This window comes from Bradyrhizobium sp. S3.12.5 (genome assembly GCF_040548225.1).
Classification (GTDB): Bacteria; Pseudomonadota; Alphaproteobacteria; order Rhizobiales; family Xanthobacteraceae; genus Bradyrhizobium; species Bradyrhizobium cytisi.
In genome coordinates, this window is the sequence record NZ_JBEPRF010000013.1 from 227,101 (window position 1) to 243,017 (window position 15,917).

19 protein-coding genes are annotated in these 15,917 nt (G+C 65.7%); 6 read left to right on the forward strand and 13 right to left on the reverse strand.

The window, feature by feature from the left end:
- Positions 1-3: 3 nt before the first annotated feature.
- On the reverse strand, positions 4-969 hold the full coding sequence (locus tag ABIC09_RS21135) for a Bug family tripartite tricarboxylate transporter substrate binding protein (protein ID WP_354110423.1): 966 nt from the start codon (positions 967-969) through the stop codon (positions 4-6).
- Between the two features lie 129 nt (positions 970-1,098).
- Between ABIC09_RS21135 and ABIC09_RS21140 the strand changes: the two genes are divergently transcribed.
- The 4 genes from ABIC09_RS21140 to ABIC09_RS21155 all read left to right on the forward strand — a co-directional run bounded on the left by ABIC09_RS21140 (position 1,099) and on the right by ABIC09_RS21155 (position 4,657).
- On the forward strand, positions 1,099-1,905 hold the full coding sequence (locus ABIC09_RS21140) for an IclR family transcriptional regulator (RefSeq protein WP_354110424.1): 807 nt from the start codon (positions 1,099-1,101) through the stop codon (positions 1,903-1,905).
- 97 nt (positions 1,906-2,002) lie between these two features.
- The gene (locus tag ABIC09_RS21145) at positions 2,003-3,298 is read left to right on the forward strand and encodes an O-acetylhomoserine aminocarboxypropyltransferase (RefSeq protein ID WP_354110425.1); all 1,296 of its coding nucleotides are present in this window, start codon (positions 2,003-2,005) and stop codon (positions 3,296-3,298) included.
- Between the two features lie 4 nt (positions 3,299-3,302).
- Positions 3,303-4,085 (forward strand): alpha/beta fold hydrolase, encoded by a 783-nt coding sequence (locus ABIC09_RS21150; RefSeq protein ID WP_354110426.1) that lies wholly within the window; start codon positions 3,303-3,305, stop codon positions 4,083-4,085.
- Positions 4,086-4,153: 68 nt separating this feature from the next.
- The gene (locus tag ABIC09_RS21155) at positions 4,154-4,657 is read left to right on the forward strand and encodes a DUF6496 domain-containing protein (RefSeq protein ID WP_354085697.1); all 504 of its coding nucleotides are present in this window, start codon (positions 4,154-4,156) and stop codon (positions 4,655-4,657) included.
- A gap of 1 nt (position 4,658) precedes the next feature.
- Here ABIC09_RS21155 and ABIC09_RS21160 read toward each other — a convergent pair whose 3' ends face one another.
- On the reverse strand, positions 4,659-4,886 hold the full coding sequence (locus tag ABIC09_RS21160; RefSeq protein WP_148749875.1) for a hypothetical protein: 228 nt from the start codon (positions 4,884-4,886) through the stop codon (positions 4,659-4,661).
- 397 nt (positions 4,887-5,283) lie between these two features.
- Here ABIC09_RS21160 and ABIC09_RS21165 point away from each other — a divergent pair, with 397 nt between their 5' ends.
- Positions 5,284-6,015, forward strand: coding sequence for an SDR family NAD(P)-dependent oxidoreductase (locus ABIC09_RS21165; protein ID WP_354110427.1), 732 nt, complete (start codon positions 5,284-5,286; stop codon positions 6,013-6,015).
- 183 nt (positions 6,016-6,198) lie between these two features.
- Here ABIC09_RS21165 and ABIC09_RS21170 read toward each other — a convergent pair whose 3' ends face one another.
- The 9 genes from ABIC09_RS21170 to phnG are packed head-to-tail and all read right to left on the reverse strand — an operon-like array spanning position 6,199 to position 13,200.
- Positions 6,199-6,810, reverse strand: coding sequence for a pyridoxamine 5'-phosphate oxidase family protein (locus tag ABIC09_RS21170; RefSeq protein ID WP_148749873.1), 612 nt, complete (start codon positions 6,808-6,810; stop codon positions 6,199-6,201).
- 26 nt (positions 6,811-6,836) lie between these two features.
- Positions 6,837-7,433, reverse strand: a complete 597-nt coding sequence (gene phnN / locus ABIC09_RS21175) for a phosphonate metabolism protein/1,5-bisphosphokinase (PRPP-forming) PhnN (protein WP_354110428.1) — start codon at positions 7,431-7,433, stop codon at positions 6,837-6,839.
- The gene (locus ABIC09_RS21180; protein ID WP_354110429.1) at positions 7,430-8,587 is read right to left on the reverse strand and encodes an alpha-D-ribose 1-methylphosphonate 5-triphosphate diphosphatase; all 1,158 of its coding nucleotides are present in this window, start codon (positions 8,585-8,587) and stop codon (positions 7,430-7,432) included. Before ABIC09_RS21180 ends, phnN begins: the two co-directional genes overlap by 4 nt.
- A 12-nt stretch (positions 8,588-8,599) precedes the next feature.
- Positions 8,600-9,298, reverse strand: coding sequence for a phosphonate C-P lyase system protein PhnL (gene phnL / locus ABIC09_RS21185; RefSeq protein WP_354110430.1), 699 nt, complete (start codon positions 9,296-9,298; stop codon positions 8,600-8,602).
- A 22-nt stretch (positions 9,299-9,320) separates the two neighbouring features.
- Positions 9,321-10,118 (reverse strand): phosphonate C-P lyase system protein PhnK, encoded by a 798-nt coding sequence (gene phnK, locus ABIC09_RS21190; RefSeq protein WP_354035839.1) that lies wholly within the window; start codon positions 10,116-10,118, stop codon positions 9,321-9,323.
- Complete coding sequence (locus tag ABIC09_RS21195; RefSeq protein ID WP_354035837.1) at positions 10,111-11,007, reverse strand: alpha-D-ribose 1-methylphosphonate 5-phosphate C-P-lyase PhnJ; 897 nt, start codon at positions 11,005-11,007, stop codon at positions 10,111-10,113. Before ABIC09_RS21195 ends, phnK begins: the two co-directional genes overlap by 8 nt.
- Positions 11,004-12,119: a carbon-phosphorus lyase complex subunit gene (locus ABIC09_RS21200; RefSeq protein WP_354110431.1), complete on the reverse strand. Its 1,116-nt coding sequence runs from the start codon at positions 12,117-12,119 to the stop codon at positions 11,004-11,006. Before ABIC09_RS21200 ends, ABIC09_RS21195 begins: the two co-directional genes overlap by 4 nt.
- 3 nt (positions 12,120-12,122) lie before the next feature.
- Positions 12,123-12,731 carry a phosphonate C-P lyase system protein PhnH gene (gene phnH, locus ABIC09_RS21205; protein WP_354110432.1) on the reverse strand — a complete coding sequence of 203 codons (609 nt, stop codon included), beginning with the start codon at positions 12,729-12,731 and terminating at the stop codon, positions 12,123-12,125.
- Positions 12,732-12,735: 4 nt separating this feature from the next.
- On the reverse strand, positions 12,736-13,200 hold the full coding sequence (gene phnG, locus ABIC09_RS21210; RefSeq protein ID WP_148749865.1) for a phosphonate C-P lyase system protein PhnG: 465 nt from the start codon (positions 13,198-13,200) through the stop codon (positions 12,736-12,738).
- A 120-nt stretch (positions 13,201-13,320) separates the two neighbouring features.
- Here phnG and phnF point away from each other — a divergent pair, with 120 nt between their 5' ends.
- Complete coding sequence (phnF, locus tag ABIC09_RS21215) at positions 13,321-14,049, forward strand: phosphonate metabolism transcriptional regulator PhnF (protein WP_354110433.1); 729 nt, start codon at positions 13,321-13,323, stop codon at positions 14,047-14,049.
- A gap of 132 nt (positions 14,050-14,181) precedes the next feature.
- Here the strand turns inward: phnF and phnE (ABIC09_RS21220) are convergent, their stop codons facing one another.
- Positions 14,182-15,030: a phosphonate ABC transporter, permease protein PhnE gene (phnE, locus tag ABIC09_RS21220; protein WP_354110434.1), complete on the reverse strand. Its 849-nt coding sequence runs from the start codon at positions 15,028-15,030 to the stop codon at positions 14,182-14,184.
- Entirely contained in the window at positions 15,027-15,911 is an 885-nt protein-coding gene (gene phnE, locus ABIC09_RS21225; RefSeq protein WP_354110435.1) for a phosphonate ABC transporter, permease protein PhnE, read from the reverse strand. Before phnE (ABIC09_RS21225) ends, phnE (ABIC09_RS21220) begins: the two co-directional genes overlap by 4 nt.
- Positions 15,912-15,917: the final 6 nt, after the last annotated feature.

Genomic DNA, 15,917 nt, shown 5'->3' on the forward strand with positions numbered 1-15,917 from the left:
CGCTCAGTCAGCCTTGATGTTGGCCTTGCGCACGACCGGAATCCATTTGGCGTCCTCGCGCTCGAGATATGCCCTGAACTCGTCGGGCGTCATCGCGACGGCTTCGCCGCCGAGATTGTCGAACTTATCGACTACGCCCGGATCTTTCAGGATCGCAACCAGCGTCTCGTGCAGCTTGTCCACGATCGGCGCCGGCGTGCCTGCGGGCGCGAACAGGCCCGTAAACGTCTGGCCATCAAAGTCCTTGTAGCCGAGCTCGGCGAAGGTCGGCACGTCGGGCAGCGACTTCAGGCGATGCGGGCTGGTGACGGCCAGCGCGCGGAACAGGCCGGCCTTGATGTGCTGGAGGCTGACCGTGAGCTGGTCGAAGGCGAACTGCACCTGGCCACCAAGCAAATCGTTGATGGCCGGCGCGTTGCCGCGGTAATGCGCGGTGACCCATTGCAGCTCGAGGCTCGACTGCATCAGCTCGCTGAGCAGGTGGTTGGTGGTGCCAGGACCGGGCGAGGCCATGGTCAGCTTGCCGGGCTCGCGCTTGGCCAGCTCGATGAATTCCTTGAAGGTTGTGGCCTGCACCGACGGATGGACCTCGAGCACCAGCGGCGTCATCGAGATGGTCGAGATCGGCAGGAAGTCCTTCTTCCAATGATAGGCGTCGCGCTTGTTGATCTCAGTCGCGAACAGCACCGGGCCATTGGCGCCAACGAACAGCGTGTAGCCGTCGGGCGCCGATTTCGCGAAGGCCTCGCCCGCGATCATGCCGCCGGCACCGGCCTTGTTCTCGATGATGAAGGGCTGGCCGAGCTTTTCCTGGAGCTTGTCGGCGATGATGCGCGCGGCGCTGTCGACATTGCCGCCGGCGGGATACGGCACGATCAGCTTGACGCTGCGCGCCGGCCATTGCTGGGCCGACGCGGGCCCCGCCAGCATCGCCGTGACGACGACCATGGCAATCGCGATTAATTTCATGTTAACCTCCCGGCGGCGCTTCCAAACTCAATTCGAACGCTTCGCCGTTGTGCACGGCGCTTGATCGCCGCGCAATCTCCAGATGAGCGCTTTACCTGTCGAGTGAATTGTGGCGTTCTTGTCCATAATATGGACAAGGCCCATTCCTCAAGATCCGCGCGCAGCGCGCTGGAACCACGACAGGGTGCGCAAGCGATCCGTCGCGCATTGTCGGTGCTGCGTATTCTTGCCGCAGGCCGCGAAGACGGTGTGCCATTGGCCGAGGTCGTGCAGGCCACCGGCCTCACACGCCCGACCGTGCACCGCATTGTTCACGTGCTGATCGAGGAAGGCATCGTCGAGCGGCACGACAGAACCGGCCGCTACGCGATCGGCAACCAGGTGCCGGAGCTGGCGCTCGCGCGCCCCCGGCCCTCGCCCCTGCTGGTGGCCGCAGGTCCTTCGCTGCGACGCGCCTCCGCCGAAATCGGCGACACGCTGTTCCTGACGGTGCGCACCGGCAACGACACGCTGTGCGTCGATCGCAGGATCGGCGCCTATCCGATCCAGGTGCTGTCGATCGAGGTCGGCGCGCGCCGCCCGCTCGGCGTCTCCAGCGCCGGCGTCGCCATTCTCGCCGCGCTGCCGGCGCAGGATGCGCGAAAAATCGTCACAGCGAACGAGAAGCGGTTCGATGCCTATCGGACCGACGCCGCAACCGTGCTCGGCCAGGTCACCGCGGCGCGGCGGCGCGGATATGGCATGCGGGAGATCGGTCTCGTGCAGGGCACGACATCGATCTCGACCTGGATCAAGACCCCGGACGGGCGCCCTGCGGCGGCGATGACCGTGTCCGCCGTTCGGACGAGGCTCGGCCCCCGCCGCGAGCAGGAGGTTGCGGAGATTTTGTTGCGCGAGGCGCGGAGCATCGAGCAGGCCATCCGCGCGAGTGCATAGCGCTGCGCGAGCCCGCGCGAGACTGTCAATGGGCTGACGTGGCGCGCGTTTTTGTGGCACAAGGGCCGCCATCGCCGATCGACCAACGAGGCCACGCATGCCCGCGCCAAAACCGCCTGCCTTCGAGACCCTGAGCCTGCACGCGGGCCAGCATCCGGATCCCGCGACCGGCGCCCGCGCAGTGCCGATCTACCAGACCACGTCCTACGTGTTCCAGGATTCCGACCACGCGGCGGCGCTGTTCAATCTGGAGCGCGCCGGCCACATCTATACGCGCATCTCCAACCCCACCACCGGCGTGCTGGAGGAGCGGCTCGCGGCGCTGGAGGGCGGCGTCGGTGCGATCTGCACCGCGAGCGGCATGGCCGCGCTGCATCTCGCCATCGCGACGCTTCTGAATGCCGGCGACCACATCGTGGCGTCGAGCTCGCTCTATGGCGGCACCATCAATCTGCTGGCGCACACGCTGCCGCGCTTCGGCATCACCACGACTTTCGTGAAGCCGCGCGATCATGACGCGTTCCGCACGGCGATCAAGCCGAACACGAAGCTCGTGATCGGCGAGACCATCGGCAATCCCGGACTTGAGGTGCTGGACATCCCGAAGGTCGCCGCGATTGCGCATGAGGCAAAGATTCCGCTGCTGATCGACAACACCTTCGCGACGCCCTATCTCAGCCGGCCGATCGAGCTCGGCGCCGACATCGTGATGCAGTCGGCGACCAAATGGATCGGCGGCCACGGCATCGCCATCGGCGGCGCCATCGTCGATGGCGGCCGCTTCGACTGGCGCGCGTCGGGCAAGTTCGGCGTGCTGACCGAGCCCTATGGCGGCTATCACGGCATCGTTTTCGACGAGCAGTTCGGCACGGCGGCCTTCATCATGCGGGCGCGCACCGAAGGCTTGCGCGATTTCGGCGCCTGCCTGTCGCCGACTAACGCGTTCCAGCTTTTACAAGGCGTCGAGACGCTGGGCGTGCGCATGGATCGCCACATCCAGAACACGCATCTCGTGCTGGAGGCGCTGAAGTCCAACAAGGCCGTGGACTGGGTGCTGCATCCCTCGCTGGAGGACCATCCCGACTACCAGCTCGCGAAGACGCTGCTGCCGCGCGGGGCGGGCTCGATCGTCTCCTTCGGCATCAAGGGCGGCCGGCCTGCGGGCCGCAAGTTCATCGAACAGCTGCGCATGATCAGCCATCTCGCCAATGTCGGCGACGCCAAGACGCTGGTGATCCACCCGGCCTCGACCACGCATCAGCAGATGGACGCCGAGCAGCTTAGGGCTGCCGGCATCGGCGAGGAGCTGGTGCGGCTGTCGGTCGGCATTGAGGCCGCCAGCGACATCATCGACGATCTCGCGCAGGCGCTGCGCATCTCGCAGAAGGTTTGACACGATGAAGCTCTCCGTCAACGGCGCCGAGGTGTTTGCCGCAACCGGCGGCCGCGAATTCGACAAGGCGCTGCCCACGGTCGCCTTCATCCACGGCGCCGGCTTCGATCATTCGACCTGGGCGCTGCACACGCGCTGGTTCGCCCATCACGGGTTTGGCGTTCTCGCTCCGGACTTGCCCGGCCACGGCCGCTCGGCCGGGCCGTCACTCACAAGTATCGCTGACATGGCCGACTGGACGGCGGCGTTGCTCGATGCGGCGGGCGCAGCGAAGGCGCACCTGATCGGCCATTCCATGGGATCGTTGATCTCGCTGGAGACCGCCGCGCGTCACCCCGACAAGGTCTCGGCGCTGAGCCTGATCGGCACGGCCGCGACCATGACGGTCGGCCCGGATCTGCTCAAGGCCGCCGAAGCCAACGAGCAGGACGCGCTCGACATGGTCTCGATCTGGGGCCTCGGCTTCAACGCCGAGCTCGGCGGCAGTCTCGCGCCCGGCCTGTGGATGCATGGCGGCGCGCAGGCGGTGCTTCAAGCTTGCGAGCCGGGCGTGCTGTTCAAGGATTTGTCGGCTTGCAATGCCTACGCGAATGCGCTTGCTGCGGCAGCGAGCGTGAAGGTGCCTACTACCCTCATCCTCGGCGAGCGGGACATGATGACGCCGGCGAAGGCGGGCAAGGCGCTCGCCGCCGCAATCCCGCATGCGAAAACAATCGTGGTGCCGGGCGCGGGCCACATGATCATGGCCGAGCGGCCCGATGAATTGCTCGCGGCATTGAGGGGCTGATAGGATCAATCTTCCGCGTTGCGCGTTGCGGTTGGACACCTTTGCGATTGCAAGAGGGAACTCGACCCATGCCAAGACAGGAAGTCATTCGTAAAGCCAAGCGGGACAAGCGCGCCGGCAAATCCGCCAGCACGCAGGCCGGTGAATTCGTCAAGGACGAGATCGACAAGATCAGGAAAGGCAAGCATGGCGCCCGCTCGGCGCGCCAGGCCATCGCCATCGGCCTGTCCGAGGCGCGCCGCGCCGGCGTCGATCTGCCGCCGCCGCGCAAAGGACGCGTCAAGAAGGCGACGCGCCGCAGCGCCAAATACGCCTATGAGGCCGGTCAGGGCAAACGCACCCCGAAGCGCCGTCCGCGCGTCTCGCGGGCCGTCGAAGGCGTCCTGAAGAAGGAGCCGCGCTCGACCGCATCGCGGAGTGCGCTGTCGAAGCAGGGCAAGCGCGCCGCGAGCCGGCGAACCGCTGCGTCACGCTCGGCCGCTGCACGGAAGGCGAGCCACACCAAGGGCGCCAAGGTCCGCTCCACGGCCGCAAAGAAGGCGGCACGCACCAGGGCCCACCGCCGGAGTTGATCTAGCTCGCGCGCCGGCTCCGCTCCGAGAACACGGCACGCGCGGCGCGCTCGGCCTCGCGTGCCGAGCGGAACTGACGGCCTTCGAGACTGTCGAACAGGCGCTCGGAGGAGAAGAAGCGGAAGCCGCGCTCATCTCTTGTGATGATGCCAGCGGCGCGATCGTGGATTTCGATGATGTAGGCGTTGGACCGGGCCTGAAACTGGGCTTGAAACTGGGCTTGGGACATGACTGCTCGCTCGCCGAAATCTCGGCGTTCCGGACTTGAAATTTGCCTTGGGATTTGCGGTGTGTGGCGTTGCCAGGAGAAGGTCAGCAACAACAACAGGCGCCGGTAGCCGCGGAGAAACAGCGCCGCGTCATGCACGCGTGCATGTCGTCAGGATTACGCTGGTGATCGGTTCTCATATCGCGGCATCAAGCTCGAGGAGCAGTTTCAATGCTTCGAATATCGAGCGATTGGCGCGATTGGTCAATGAAATGGCTATCCATATTTGGCAGCGGCGCACCGGGGTGCTTCTCCCGCCGCAAGCACTGACAGGCGGATTCATCTCGCAATGAGTTCAACGCGCCCGCACGGCCGGCGTGGTAAACTTCGGCTAACGCAAAAATGGGGAGATCCTGATATGGCGCACGATCTGAGGAGGCGCGTAGCGCTCGTCACCGGCGGCTCGCGCGGGATCGGCGCTGCCGTCTGCCGCGCGCTGGCCGAGGCCGGCGCAGCCGTGGCAATCAATTGCCGCGAGCAGATCGGACAGGCCGAGCAGCTCGCAGGCGAGATCGGCCAACATGGCGGCCGTGCCATCGTCGTTGCCGCCGACGTCTCGCAGCGCGAGGCCGTTGCCAGCATGGTCGCGCGCGCCGGAGCCGGGCTCGGGCCGATCGATATTCTCGTCAACAATGCCGGCATCGCCATCACGCGCGGCGTCGACGATCTCACCGAGGACGATTTCGATCGCACCATCCTGGTCAACCTGAAATCGGTCTTCCTGTGCACACAGGCCGTGCTGCCGTCGATGCGCGCGCGAAAGTGGGGCCGCATCGTCAACGTCTCCTCGGGTGCCGCGCGCGGCGCTGGCTCGATCGGCCCGCACTACAACGCCTCCAAGGCCGGCATGGAGGGCCTCACGCGCGGTTACGCGGCGCGGCTGGTGAAGGAGGGCATCACCGTGAATGCGGTAGCGCCGTCGCTGATCGAGACCGACATGATGAGCGGCCAGCCGCAACTCATCAGCCGCATCCCGCTCGGCCGCTTCGGCACGGCGGATGAGGTGGCGAAGGCCGTGATGCTGCTGGTCGACAACGCCTACATGACCGGGCAGACGATCGCGCTGAGTGGCGGGATGGCGTTTAATTGAAACTCGGTGATTGCGGCCCTTCCCTTCTCCCCTTGTGGGAGAAGGTGGCGCGAAGCGCCGGATGAGGGGTTCTATCGGCGCGCACCAACTGCGGAATGAGTTCGCGGAGAGAGACCCCTCACCCGTCTCGCCGCTATCGCGGCGAGCCACCCTCTCCCACAGGGGGAGAGGGGAAGAAAGCACTCACCACATCGTGGCCGCAGCCCGCTCCGGCCAGATGCGATCGTACTCCGCACCGCCGACCTTGTTCTGGCTCATCTCGGCGAGGATCTGGCCGGGCGTCGGCAGCGTCTTCGGATCGATGCGCTTGTCGGGATTCCAGAGGTCGGAGCGAACGATGGCACGGGCGCACTGGAAGTAGATCTCTTCCACATTCATCACCATGACGCTGCGCGGCGCCTTGCCCTCGACCTTGAACGAAACGAGCAAGTCCGGATCGATCGAGAGATGGGCGCGGCCGTTGGCGCGGACCGCGTTGCCGGAGCCGGGGATCAGGAACATCAGCGACACCCGGGGATCGCGCACGATGTTGCGCAGGGAATCGACCCGGTTGTTGCCGCGCCGATCCGGCAGCATCAGCGTCCTGGGATCGTGGATGCGGACGAAGCCCGGAAGGTCACCGCGCGGCGAGCAGTCGATGCCCTCGGGCCCGATGGTGGCGAGCGCGGCGAACGGCGCCTTCTCGATGAAGATGCGATAAAGCGGCGTGACGTGGTCGGCGACTTTCACGGTCGAGGCATCATTGGTGGCGCCGTAGATGGCTTCGAGTTCCTCGACCGTCCTGATCACCGTCATTCCACTCTCTCCTGTTCAGCCGACGATTACTCGCGCCAGCACTCATTCCTGATGACGCGCACGAGCTGGCGGCCGTGATAGTCGGCGCTGCCGGCGTTGAGAATAGTGACATCGGCATTGGCGGAGGCGTCGTCGACGCCGCGCGCAAGCCGCTCGGCGAGATTGCCGTCGCTGTGCCGTGCCCGGGCGGCAAGGCGCTGCGCCAGCACGTCCGGCGGCGCCGTGATCGCGACCACGACGACGTTGGCATAGACCTGGCGCAGCGTGCCAATGACCGTGCGCGAGACGTTGGCGACGACGGCGCGCCCCGAGCGGATGTCGTCGTTGATCTCCAGCGGCAGGGCGTAGGAATGCCCATGCGCGTCCCAATGCACGGCGAAATCGCCGTGCTCGCGGGCACCGCGAAATTCGTCGGGACTCATCGCCATGTTATCCTCGTCGGCGGAGGACTCGCGTGTCACGATGCGGCGCGGGAAGACGATGTCGTGATCATCGACACACGCTGCCTGCGCCAGCCGCAGCAGCGTGTCCTTGCCGGCGCCGCTCGGGCCGACCACGAGCACCAGCCGCCCCGGTCCAATCGCGCCCGCCGCGTCCTTCGCCGTCGTGCCGGTCTCGCTCATGCGACACGGCCGCCTTCGCGCCAGACGCTGCGAACCACGGGAACGCTGCCCGCGACATGGACGCGGATCAGATCGGCGCGCTTGCCGATTGCGATCTCGCCGCGATCGGTGAGGCCGACGGCGTCGGCGGGCGCCTTGGTCACGGTGCGAATGGCCGCCGGCAGGCCGATCGACGGCGCATGCTCGGGCAGTTGCAACGCGCCCATCAGAAGGCTCGAGGGAATGTAGTCCGACGACAGGATGTCGAGCAGCCCTTCGCGGGCGAGATCCACCGCGGCGATGTTGCCCGAATGCGAGCCGCCGCGCACGACGTTGGGCGCCCCCATCAGGATGTCGATGCCGGCCTCATGCAGGCCGCGCGCGGCCTCGATCGTGGTCGGAAATTCCGCCACCGCGACGCCATCGCGCACGGCGTCGGCGACGTTCTCCTCGGTGGTGTCGTCATGGCTCGCCAACGGAATCTTGTACGCGTGCGCCAGCGCTACGATCTCGCGCATGTTGGTCGCGGCATAGGTCTTCTGATACTCGAAGCGCTTTGCGAACAGCTCGTCGAGCTCGGCATCGGTCTTGCCGCCGCCCTTGCCGCGATAATAGTCGCGCAGCTTGACCTCGTCGCGGAACTGGCGTTGGCCGGGTGTGTGGTCCATCAGCGACATCAGCTTGACGTCGGGACGGTCGATCAGCTCCCTGGCTTCCTCGACCACGCTCGGCATCGGGATTTCGCAGCGCAGATGCAGGAAGTGGTCGGCGCGCAACAGATTCGAGTCGCGTGCGGTCGCGATCGCAGCGGCGAGCACACCGGCCCGGCCATCGACCTCCTCGGCACCGTCCTCGCGCCAGACGCGGAGCGAATCGAACACCGTGGTGATGCCTGACGTCGCGAGCTGGCCGTCATAGGAGATGACGGCCGCGACCGGATTCCAGAACACTTTTGGGCGCGGCACGTAATGCGCTTCGAGATGGTCGGTGTGGAGCTCGATCAGGCCGGGCATGATCAGATCGCCGCCGGCATCCTCCGCACCGGCAGGGGCCCTGCCCTCGCCGATCTCGGCAATGCGTCCGTCCGAAACAGCAAGCCAGCCCTGTTCGATCACCCGGTCCGCCAGCACGATCCTGGCGTTGGCGATCACGATATCCTTCGGCTTGGCGTTCATGTCCCTCTTCCTTCAGGCCGCGGCGGCAAAGCTGGTGACGTCGACGATGCGGTCGGCAATCAGATGGCGGATTTCGTCGTCATGCACAATCGCGACCATGGCGACGCCCAGGCGCTTCTTCTCGGCGACCAGCGCGACCACGACGGCGCGGTTGGCGGCATCGAGCGAGGCGGTCGGCTCGTCCAGCAGCAGGATCGGCAGCTCCGAGATGAAGCCGCGTGCGATGTTGACGCGCTGCTGTTCGCCACCGGAGAAGGTCGCGGGCGGAAGCTGCCAGAGCCTTTCAGGGATGTTGAGACGATGCAGCAGCTCGCCGGCGCGCGCTTGCGCATCAGCGCGCGTCATGCCGTTGACGATCAAGGGCTCGGCGACCACGTCGATGGTGGCGACCCGCGGCACCGCACGCAGGAACTGGCTGACATAGCCGATGGTCGCGCGGCGGACGTTGAGGACCTGCCGCGGCTCGGCGGTGGCGAGATCAATCACCTCGCCGCGATGGCGGATGCCGATGCGGCCGGAATCGCAACGGTAATTGCCGAAGATCATCTTCAGGATGGAGGATTTGCCGGCACCGGACGGACCGGACAGCACGACGCACTCACCGGGATCGACGTGGAAGGTCACGCCGCGCACGACAGGCAGTTCGATGCCGCCCTGTAGGTGCATCGTGAAGGTCTTGTTGGCGTCGGCGATGTCGATCATGGCGGTCATCGGAAGACCCTTGTTGGAAGGCTTATGGCGGCAAAATCGAGGAGACGAGGAGCTGGGTGTAGGGCTCACGCGGATCGTCTAGCACCTGATCGGTGAGGCCGGTCTCGATGACGCGGCCGCCCTTCATCACCATCACGCGATGCGACAGAAGGCGTGCGACCGCGAGATCGTGGGTGACGATGACGACGGCGAGATGCAGTTCGGCGACGAGATTGCGCAGGAGATCGAGCAGGCGGGCCTGGACTGAAACATCAAGCCCACCGGTCGGCTCGTCCATGAACACCAGCCGCGGACCGGTGACGAGGTTACGCGCGATCTGGAGGCGCTGGCGCATACCGCCCGAATAGGTGCGCGGCGCATCATCGATACGCGCGACGTCGATCTCGACCCGCGTCAGCCAGTCGGAGGCGGACTCGCGAATGCGGCCGTAATGGTTCCAGCCCACCGCCATCAGCCGCTCACCGACATTGGCACCGGCGGAGACCGCCATGCGCAGGCCCTGCGCCGGATCCTGATGCACAAAGCCCCAATCGGTGCGGAACAGCAGGCGCCGCTCGGCCTCGCCAAGCGCGGCGAGATCGCGGGTGACGCCGTCGCGCATCCGGTACGACACCTGCCCGCCGCTCGCCGCGAGCTGGCCCGACAGCAGTTGCAACAGCGTCGACTTGCCGGAGCCGGATTCGCCGACGATCGCCAGCACCTCGCCGGGATAGAGCGAGAACGATACGTCACGGCACGCGGCGATGCGGCCGTAGGATTTGCTGAGGCTCTCCGCAACCAGCAGCGGCTGATCGGTTTCGAGCAGATCCTGCTCAGCCATTGGAGGCCTCCTGCGCCTTGTCCTTGTAGGGCGCAGCACTTAGGGCACCGTGATGGCCGGCGGCCTGACGTCCCTCGCAATAGTCGGTGTCGGAGCAGACAAACATGCGGCTGCCCTTGTCGTCGGTGACGATCTCGTCGAGATAGGAATTCTCGGCCGCGCACAGCGCGCAGGGCGCGTTGAAACGATACGGCTCGAACGGATGATCCTCGAAGTCGAGCGACACCACCTGGGTATAAGGCGGGATCGCATAGATGCGCTTCTCGCGGCCGGCACCGAACAGTTGCAGCGCCGGGCAATTGTCCATCTTGGGATTGTCGAATTTCGGCGTCGGCGACGGATCCATCACATAGCGCGCATTCACCTTGACCGGATAGGCGTAGGCCGTCGCGATATGGCCGAAACGGGCGATGTCCTCGTAGAGTTTCACATGCATCAGGCCGTATTCGGCGAGCGCGTGCATGCGCCGCGTCTCGGTCTCGCGCGGCTCGAGGAAGCGCAGCGGCTCCGGGATCGGCACCTGATAGACCAGCACCTGGTTCGCGTGCAACGACGTCTCCGGGATGCGGTGACGGGTCTGGATCACGGTCGCCTCGTCCGTCGAGGTCGTCGTGGCGACGCCGGCAGTCTTGGCGAAGAATTTGCGGATCGAGATCGCGTTGGTGGTGTCGTCGGAGCCCTGGTCGATCACCTTCAGCACGTCCTGCGGTCCCAGGATCGCGGCGGTCACCTGCACGCCGCCGGTGCCCCAGCCATAAGGCATCGGCATCTCGCGGCTGGCGAACGGCACCTGATAGCCGGGGATCGCGATCGCCTTGAGGATCGCGCGGCGGATCATCCGCTTGGTCTGCTCGTCGAGATAGGCGAAATTGTAGGCGGGCGCGTTCATTCCGCGGCCTCCTTCATGGCATCGGGCGCATCGGCCTCGGCAGAGGCTTCGGCAAACTCCTTGCGCAGCTTGCGCAGCAGGCCGAGCTCGGACTGGAAGTCGACATAATGCGGCAGCTTCAGATGCTCGACGAAGCCGGTCGCCTGGACGTTGTCGGAATGCGACAGCACGAATTCTTCATCTTGCGCGGGGGCTCCGACCTCTTCACCGAGCTCGCGGGCACGCAGCGCGCGGTCGACCAGCGCCATCGACATGGTCTTGCGCTCGCTTTGGCCGAAGGCGAGGCCGTAGCCGCGGGTGAAGCACGGCGCTTCCGTTGCCGAGCCCTTGAACTGGTTGACCATCTGGCACTCGGTCAGCTCGATCGAGCCCAGCGGCACGGCAAAGCCGACGTCTTCGGCAACGAACTCCGCCTCGACCTCGCCGAAGCGGATCTCGCCGGCGAAGGGATGGTTGCGGCCGTAGCCACGCTGGGTGGAGTAGCCCATCGCCAGCAGAAAGCCTTCGTCGCCGCGTGCGAGATTCTGCAGGCGCAAGTCACGGTCCGCGGGAAAGTTCAGCGGCTCGCGGGTGAGGTCGCCGACGCTGGCGCCATCTTCGGCCTGCGGCGAGGTCTCGATCAGTCCGTCGCGACCCAGAATGTCAGTCACGCGCGGCGTCGGCGCGGTCGAGGCTTCGCCAACAGCCGGCGCTTCCGGCACAAAGCCTTGGGCCAGCGACGGATCGAGCAGGCGATGGGTGTAGTCGAAGGTGGGCCCGAGGATCTGGCCGCCCGGAATGTCCTTGAAGGTCGAGGATACCCGCCGCTGCACCCGCATGGCGCCGGTGTCGACCGGCTCGCTCGCACCGAAGCGTGGCAAGGTGGCGCGGAAGGCGCGAACCAGGAAAATCGCCTCGATCAGATCGCCGCGGGCCTGCTTGATCGCCAGCGCTGCGAGCTCGCGGTCATAGAGCGAACCTTCGCTCATGACGCGGTCGACGGCCAACCCAAGCTGTTCCGAGATCTGGTCAAGCGAGACTTCCGCGACGCCTTGGTCGCCGCGCCGCGCATTGGCGAGCAGGCGATGGGCGTTCTCGATGGCGCGTTCGCCGCCTTTGACTGCGACATACATGCGTCAGCCTCCTTTGCTCATGACACGCGTGCTGCGCGGGATCGCCACCACGGCATCATCGGCGACCAGAACCACGTCGATGCCGCGCGGAAACAGCGTCTCGTTGAAACGCAGGCGTTCAAACAGGTCGAACGGCTTGATCGAAGCCTGGAGCGTTGCGACACCGTCGATGCCGGGGCCGCGCAGCTCGAAGCTGCGGCCTGCGTCCAGGCTGTCGACCTGAATAATCACCGTGGTCGAACGATCCGGATATTCGTTGGTGCCGAGCGCAAAACGCTCGAGCGAGGGCAGCGCACCGCCGTCACCGATCAGCGCAAAGGCCGCGATCGAGGAGTCCGGCACCACCGGCGCGCCGGTGTGGAACTTGAGCCATTTCAGGACGTCGGAGCTTTCCGACATCCGCGCATCAAGCCAGAGCGGCGTGTCGTGGTCAAACAGCGTCAGCGCAATCGCGGCGGTGCCGCGCATCATCGTATCAGGCGCTCCCGCCATCGGCACGATGCGCTGGACCGAACCCGGCCGCGCCATCGCATCCATGACCGAACGAAAGGTCGATTGCGCCGACAACACCTTGTCGACGAAACCGGGCGGCAGTTCCGCAATCGTGGTCATGGCCTCACCCCTCACCGCGCACCATGGTGTAGAAATCAACCTTCGTCGCAGCGGTCTCTTCCGCCGCCTGCTTGCGCCTGACCATAAGCTGCTCGCGCAACGGCGCGATAACGTCGCGCTCGACGGCTGCAGCAAAATCCCGGGACTGCACCAGCGCATCGCACAGAGCGATCAGCCGCGCCTTCTCACCGTCCCGCCCGAGCGTGTAGCCGAAGCCGACCTCACCGCCCGCAAGCCGCACCGCGGCGCGCGACACCGTCGCCTCGCCGAGGTTGAACGGCGCGCCGTCGCCGCCGACCCGGCCGCGCAACATCACCAGGCCGTTTTCGGGCGCGCGCAAATCCTGATGGCCAGGCAAGGGGATCGTGCGGAGACGGGCGGCGATCTCGCCCGCCTCCGCGTGCGCCAGCACGGCCATGGCGGCCTGGCGCTGGGCTTGCTGGGTGTTGTGCTGGGTCACCGAGTCCACCGATCTCTTCTACAGAACTTGCCGAATCCAAGTTGTCTATGATACTAGACAACTTGATACGAGAGCGCCATGACTGTTTCGTGACAAACGTGTGATTTTCGGGCTAGGCTGGCCGCCGACATGAGCATGCAGGACACCGCCTCTTCGGGCGTCGCGCTATGGCGCCTCGTTGCCGACGGCATCGAGCGCGGCATCGCCGAAGGCCGTTTTGCGGCCGGCGACAGATTGCCGGGCGAGATGGAGATCGCCGAAACCTACCGCGTCAATCGCCACACCGTGCGGCGCGCGCTGGCAGCGCTTGCAGAGCGCGGCATCGTGCGCGCCGAGCGCGGCAGCGGAACCTATGTCGAAGCGCAGAAGCTCGCTTATCCGCTGCGCTCGCGCACGCGCTTCTCCGAGATCGTCGGCGCCGGCGGCCGCGAGCCGCATGGCCGGATGATCGAGACGTCGGAAGATGTCGCAACCCGCGAGCTGGCGCGGGAGCTGGGATTGAAGACCGGCGCACCGCTGGTCCGAATCGAGGCCATCCGCCTCGCCGATCGCGCGCCGATCTGCGTCTCCACCACCTGGCTGTCTGCGGAACACTTTCCGGGCGCGGGCACGGTGTTTGCCGCGACGCGCTCGATGACGAAGATGCTCGAGCACTACGGGATCCGCGATTATCGCCGCGGCGCGACCCGGATCACCGCCGGCATCGTCGACGCCACCGACGCCGCGCGGCTCGATCTGCCGCTGGGGCGGCCGATCCTGGTGGTCGATGCCACCGACCTCGACCTCGAGGGCAAGCCGCTGGTGACCAAGCATTCGCGGTTCGCGGCGGAGCGGGTGGAGTTCTTGGTCGAGCCGTAACTCTTCTCCCTCGCCTGAGATCCGAACTCGTAGGGTAGGCAAAGGCGCACTTGCGCCGTGCCCACCATCTGTCCAAGATTTCGACAGAAGTGGTGGGCACGCTTCGCTTTGCCCACCCTACGGCACGTTTGATCAGGCCACAGCCCTTCGCCCAATGATCGCAAACCGCAGCTTGCTGGAAACGAAATCGATCGCGGCGACTGCGACCAGAATCATCAGGATCAGGAACGACACCTTCTGCCATTCCAGCACACGGATCTGCTCGGCGAGCTGGAGGCCGATGCCGCCGGCGCCGACGATGCCGATGATGGTGGCCGAGCGGGTGTTGGACTCGATGAAATAAAGCACCTGGCCCGCGATCACAGGCAGTACCTGCGGCAACAGGCCGAAACGGATCTCGTGCAGCGCGCTGCCGCCGGAGGCGCGGATGCCCTCGACCTGCTTCTGATCAGCCCCTTCGATCGCCTCTGAGAACAGTTTGCCGAACGCACCGAAATCCGACACCGCGATCGCCAGCACGCCGGCGAACGGGCCGAGCCCGACCACGTTGATCCATACCAGCGCCCAGATCAGCGTGTCGACGCCTCGGATCGAATCGAGGAAGCGGCGCACGGGAAAGCGCAGGATGATCGACGGCACGACATTGCGTGCAGCAAATAAGCTGACCGGAAGCGCGAGCAGCGCGGCCAGTGTGGTGCCGAGTAGCGCGATCGACAACGTCTCGCCCATCGCCTTCAGATAGATCGGCAGCGACGAGCCGGGATCGGGCGGGATCATCATCATGCTGATCCAGCCGAGCTGGCTGAGGCCGCTGAAGAGCCGTGACGGCGAGAAATCGAGATCGACCAGGCCATAGATAAAAATGGCGAGCGCCGCGACGATCATGGCCGGCGTCGCAAGCCGTGCCGCGGCCGGACGCTCGAACACATCAGGGTAGCGCGCGCGGATCTGCGCGGTGTCGACCTCCTGCGGCCCTGTCACGTCCGCGCCTCCTTGCCGAAGAGGTGGCCGCGCAACCAGCCGGTCGAGATGTCGATGATGAAGACCGTGACGATGATGAGCAGCAGGATCGCGCTGACGTCCGAATAATAGAACTTGCGGATGGCGACGACGAGCTCCTGCCCGATACCGCCGGCGCCGACAAAGCCCATGACGGACGCTTCGCGGACGTTGACCTCGAAACGCAGCAGCGCGTAGCTGGCATAGCCAGCGGTCACCTGCGGTAGGATCGCAAACCGTATGCAGGAGAGCCAGCTCGCACCTGTCGAGCGGATACCCTCGACCGGCTTCATGTCAGCATTTTCGACGATTTCCGAGAACAGTTTTCCCAAAGCGCCGGTGGAGTGGATCGCGATCGCGAGCACGCCCGCCATCGGCCCGAGGCCGAAGGCGATGACGAAGATCAGCGCGAACACGATGCCCGGGACGGTGCGGGCGAACTCGAGCAGGCGCCGCACCACGAAGCGAAGCCATGGCCGGGGCGAGGTGTTTTCGGCCGCAAAGAAGTTCAGGGCAAAAGCGAAGATGGCGCCGATCAATGTGCCGACATAGCTGATCAGCAGCGTCTCACCCAGCATCTTCAGCCATTTGCGCCAGCCCCACAGCCATTCGCCGACATCGGTCCAGACCCGCTGGCCGCTATCGAGCGTGAGGATGCGATCGAAATAGCTGAGGAAGTTGCCGAAGTAAGTGAACAGGGTCCGCAGATTCACTTCTGCGCCGATCGCAGCGAGAAGCAGCGCCGCGGCAAAAATCGCGGCTCCCAACAGGAGACGGAGCCGCTTGCGCAAGACCGCCTTGTTATAGGCTGCGTTCAGCGCAGCAAGCTGCTGCTCGGGGAGGATCGAAACGGCGACGGTCATCGGATA

What these genes read in the sequence shown, in the direction of transcription:
- ABIC09_RS21135 (WP_354110423.1), bottom strand. Translation starts at nt 969, where the DNA reads ATGAAATTAATCGCGATTGCCATGGTCGTCGTCACGGCGATGCTGGCG.
- ABIC09_RS21140 (WP_354110424.1), top strand. Translation starts at nt 1,099, where the DNA reads ATGGACAAGGCCCATTCCTCAAGATCCGCGCGCAGCGCGCTGGAACCA.
- ABIC09_RS21145 (WP_354110425.1), top strand. Translation starts at nt 2,003, where the DNA reads ATGCCCGCGCCAAAACCGCCTGCCTTCGAGACCCTGAGCCTGCACGCG.
- ABIC09_RS21150 (WP_354110426.1), top strand. Translation starts at nt 3,303, where the DNA reads ATGAAGCTCTCCGTCAACGGCGCCGAGGTGTTTGCCGCAACCGGCGGC.
- ABIC09_RS21155 (WP_354085697.1), top strand. Translation starts at nt 4,154, where the DNA reads ATGCCAAGACAGGAAGTCATTCGTAAAGCCAAGCGGGACAAGCGCGCC.
- ABIC09_RS21160 (WP_148749875.1), bottom strand. Translation starts at nt 4,886, where the DNA reads ATGTCCCAAGCCCAGTTTCAAGCCCAGTTTCAGGCCCGGTCCAACGCC.
- ABIC09_RS21165 (WP_354110427.1), top strand. Translation starts at nt 5,284, where the DNA reads ATGGCGCACGATCTGAGGAGGCGCGTAGCGCTCGTCACCGGCGGCTCG.
- ABIC09_RS21170 (WP_148749873.1), bottom strand. Translation starts at nt 6,810, where the DNA reads ATGACGGTGATCAGGACGGTCGAGGAACTCGAAGCCATCTACGGCGCC.
- phnN (WP_354110428.1), bottom strand. Translation starts at nt 7,433, where the DNA reads ATGAGCGAGACCGGCACGACGGCGAAGGACGCGGCGGGCGCGATTGGA.
- ABIC09_RS21180 (WP_354110429.1), bottom strand. Translation starts at nt 8,587, where the DNA reads ATGAACGCCAAGCCGAAGGATATCGTGATCGCCAACGCCAGGATCGTG.
- phnL (WP_354110430.1), bottom strand. Translation starts at nt 9,298, where the DNA reads ATGACCGCCATGATCGACATCGCCGACGCCAACAAGACCTTCACGATG.
- phnK (WP_354035839.1), bottom strand. Translation starts at nt 10,118, where the DNA reads ATGGCTGAGCAGGATCTGCTCGAAACCGATCAGCCGCTGCTGGTTGCG.
- ABIC09_RS21195 (WP_354035837.1), bottom strand. Translation starts at nt 11,007, where the DNA reads ATGAACGCGCCCGCCTACAATTTCGCCTATCTCGACGAGCAGACCAAG.
- ABIC09_RS21200 (WP_354110431.1), bottom strand. Translation starts at nt 12,119, where the DNA reads ATGTATGTCGCAGTCAAAGGCGGCGAACGCGCCATCGAGAACGCCCAT.
- phnH (WP_354110432.1), bottom strand. Translation starts at nt 12,731, where the DNA reads ATGACCACGATTGCGGAACTGCCGCCCGGTTTCGTCGACAAGGTGTTG.
- phnF (WP_354110433.1), top strand. Translation starts at nt 13,321, where the DNA reads ATGAGCATGCAGGACACCGCCTCTTCGGGCGTCGCGCTATGGCGCCTC.
- phnE (WP_354110435.1), bottom strand. Translation starts at nt 15,911, where the DNA reads ATGACCGTCGCCGTTTCGATCCTCCCCGAGCAGCAGCTTGCTGCGCTG.